Source organism: Paenibacillus humicus NBRC 102415 (genome assembly GCF_004000905.1).
In the GTDB taxonomy this organism is placed as follows: domain Bacteria; phylum Bacillota; class Bacilli; order Paenibacillales; family Paenibacillaceae; genus Paenibacillus_O; species Paenibacillus_O humicus.
The window spans coordinates 1-3,606 of the sequence record NZ_BIMD01000096.1; the positions used below are offsets into that span (position 1 = coordinate 1).

Genomic DNA, 3,606 nt, shown 5'->3' on the forward strand with positions numbered 1-3,606 from the left:
GGCGTCTGGCCGCTCAAGTCCTCCCGGCGCTTGCGGGCTCGCGCCTTGCGGGGCAGCCGCCGGGCCGGCCGGGCCGGCAAAACCCGGCGTCGGATCGAACGGAACCCAGCCCGCGCCGCCCAAATACACCTCCACCCAGGCATGCGCGTCGGCGGCGGTGACCTCGTAAACCCGGCTTCCCGCCTCCGCCTCGCTTTGATCCTTGGCCGGACTTCCGGCGGTGTATCCTTTGACCCAGCGTGCCGGGATGCCTTGCGAGCGGAGCATGACCGCCATCGCCGTCGAGAAATGCACGCAATAGCCCGTCTTCTGCACGAACAGGAACTGGTCGGCCAGATCCTGGCCTTCCTTCGGAATGGAAGTGTCCGTCAGCGAGTAGACGTAATGCTCCTTCAAATACCCGCTGACGGCCGCCGCCTGGTCGTACCGGTTCGGGCCAGCCGCGCGGACGATGGACGAGGCCAGATCCTTCACCCGCTTCGGCAGGTTTGCGGGCAGCTGAAGATTCGCCTGGATCTGCTCCTGCAGCCATTCCGCATCGGCGCCCTCCGCCGTCTCCTTGGTCTCCGACTGTGCGCGAAGGACCGAGGCGGAAGTCTCCGGCTTGACCGAGCGCATCTCGTACTGCAGCTCTCCCGAGCCTCCCTGCGGCAAATAAATCGCTTCCGTCATTTTGTCCTTCAGGTAAGAGGAGGCTCCCTTTCCGGCGCCTTCTCCTTGCGCAGCCATCAGCTCGGCGTTCCTGCCCGATACCGGAAGCGGCTGTCCTTCGGCATGCCTTGCAAGCCGCACCGTCTGGGTGATTCCAGCGCTACCGCCTGACTCCGTTCCTTGACCCGATCCGACCGGAACCGATTGGAGCTGCCCGTAATCCTCCCTCCAGCCGCGGCCTTCATAGACGGACTTGGACTCCCCTCTCCAATAGAGCGGGGCGGGGGAAAGCGCCGTGAACACAGGCGTCCTGGCCAGAGCGAGCGGCGCACCCAAGACGGAATCGTCCTGGCTGTAGCCGGAAAAGGCTCCTTGCAGCGTACCGCTTCCGACTACAAACCGGGATGCGCCCCCTGCACCCGCAGCCGCTGCGGAGGCGCCTTCCCGAATGCTGTGCTGGACCTCGAGCGCCCAGGACGCCGGGCCGTACAGGCGCGGCTTGCCGCTGGACAGCAGGAGGGCGGCGCCCAGCACGAGCAGGGCGGCGCCCGACGCAGCAGCCCATCCGCCCAGCCGGACATGATGCCCTCCGGATGGGAAGCCCCAAGCCCCGGCCGGAACCGGCGGAGGCGCTTCGCCCGCCCGACGCCGCAGCCGATGTCCGGTCAGCAGCGCGGAGAGCAGCAGGCCCTCCGCCGCCGCCCGCGCCATGCCCGGCAGCAAGTCGAGGCCCATCCATTGGTAAAGCAGGCCGAGATACAAGCCTGTCAGCACGGTAAGGCCCAGTCCCCATTGGCGGATCCAGACCAGCGTCTGGAGCGCGGACAGCAGCGCCGCGAGTCCCGCAAGCAGCAGGAGCGCCTGCGTCGGAGCGGACAAGCCGGAGATGCCTTGGTCAGCCACGCTGCGGACATCATCCGCAAGTATGCCGGGCAAGCCGCCGATCCAGTCCAGCCAGAGCCGCATGCCTCCGGCCATCCAGCCGGCCCCGCCGATCAGCACGGCCGTCCTCAGCAGCGAAGCCGCCCAGCCCGGCAGCAAAAAAGCGCCTGCAGCCAAAAAAGCTCCCCCGAGAAGCAGCAGGCGCGCCAGCGGAAAGGAACTGTTCCAACCCGGCAGCTGAGCGAGCGGCAGCAGCCACTCCGCCAGCAGTCCAAGCAGCAACAGGCTGGTGGCAAGGCGCAGCGGCAGGCTCAGCGAATGTCCCGACAGATCGCTGCCCGAAGCGGGAGCAGCGTTATTCCCGCTGCCTCTTGCAGGACGGCCGGAATGAACTCGCGAACTCGTGCTATTCCGCGGCTTTTTTGCGTGATCGGCCGTTCCTGACGCAGGGAAGCCGGTTCCCTCCTTGGAGCTTCCTCCATCCGGTTGTCCCGACTCGCTTCCGGACGGAATGCCGCTTCCTGCCCCAGATGCGGTCAGCCAAGGCAAGCCCGCATGACCGGGCTTGCCGGCCAACGGGGCGGCAGGCATTGCCGCCTTCAAAGTCAGCTCGGGAAGCGCTCCGCCCCTTGCGCTTCTTTGCTTATCATCAGCATGCGAAGGATTTCCGGCTTCGTGTGCTTTTGTTCCTTTCCTTGCTCCCGCTCCTTGCTGTATACCCACTACATACTGCTTGCCGGCGCCTTTACCTTCCGCCATGGCGGCCGCCCTCCTTTCCCTGATGAAGAACAGGCTTGCCGGCCGGAGAGGAAAGCGGCAGCCAGGAGACGCGGTATCCTCTGGCCTGCGCCCAGCGCATCCGCTCCCTCATGGCGGCGGAAGGCACTGTCTGCAGCATCGGCACCCTGAATTCAAAGCGGCAGCCGGCCGCGCGGGCCGCCTCCGCCGCATGGCTCCATGCTTCTCCGTCCTGCCAGTCCGGCGTCACCATGATCAGGCTGCACCCATGGGGCAGCAGCCTGTCCGAGCGCAGCCGATCGAGCTGTTCCGCCAGCGTGCCCATCGATGCCGGGCTGAGCCTCGCGAGCAGATGCGCCGCCGCCTCGACGGCTCCTTTGCCTTGGCCGCCCGCTCGAACAAGCACTGAGCCTGCCCCGGCCTGCAGCCGGACGGAGCGCCCGCTTCGCCGCTCTTCCAGCATGGCAGCCAGCGCGAGTCCCGCGCTGCGGTCGAGCAGCGCGTCGCCGACGGCGGCTCCCGAACCCAAAAGCACGACGGCGCAGGCTCCCGGACCGGCCTCGTCCGTCTTGATGCGAAGCTCGCGTCCCTTGGCCGCCGCCCGCCAATCGATATGCCGGACGGAGTCTCCCTCCCGGTAAGGCCGTGTGCCTGGACCGGCTCCGCCGGAACGCCGCTCCCGCCGTCCTTCGCCGGGCTCCTCGCCGCCAATTCCGCCTTCCGGCCTATCCGCTCCAGCCGGAGGAAGGCTATTCCGGTCTCCTTCAGGCTGGGGAAGGACGGTGAATTCTCCGCCGCATTCCAGCTTCCGCCGGGAAGCGCCAAGTCCGAACGGCTCGACGGCTGTCACCGTCACGGCCCGGAACCGGTAGCAGCCCCGTCCCAGGTTCGCCGCCTCATACTTCAGCGTCCACTCTTTTTTCAGCCAAGGAAGAGACCAGCCCGCCATCGTCAAAGGCTGCTTGAGTCCCGTCGACTCATTGACCAGCTCCTCCCGGACCTGCAGCATCAGCAGCGGCAGCACCCGGCGCCCCCGAATCACAAGGGTGACCTCCAGCGATCCGTCCTGGCTTCCCGGCGCCAGCAGCCGCTCAGCCCGAAGCCCGCTGCCCGCCATCCATAATCCCGGCAAGGCGGCAAGTCCCAGCACGCCTCCCAGGACGGACGCGGCGAGCCATTCCGCCGCTCCGCCGCGGACAGCTGCTGCGGCCATAGCGGCGGCCGCCAGCATGGCAAGCGCGGCAAGCGCCAGACGGCGCGGCTTGATGGCCGCAGGCAAGCTTGAAGCATCCCGGACTGCGGAGCTTCCCGCTCCGGACGGCGCTTTGACGGTGC

2 protein-coding genes are annotated in these 3,606 nt (G+C 67.6%); both read right to left on the bottom strand.

The genetic code is table 11. The features are described from left to right. Window positions 1-2,292 (bottom strand): transglutaminase-like domain-containing protein (locus PHU01S_RS25390; RefSeq protein ID WP_164763202.1); only part of this gene is annotated, 2,292 nt, incomplete at its 3' end. Then, window positions 2,279-3,606, bottom strand: a 1,328-nt coding sequence (locus PHU01S_RS25395) for a DUF58 domain-containing protein (RefSeq protein ID WP_218032506.1), incomplete at its 5' end; no start/stop codon positions are given. The genes PHU01S_RS25390 and PHU01S_RS25395, both read right to left, overlap by 14 nt.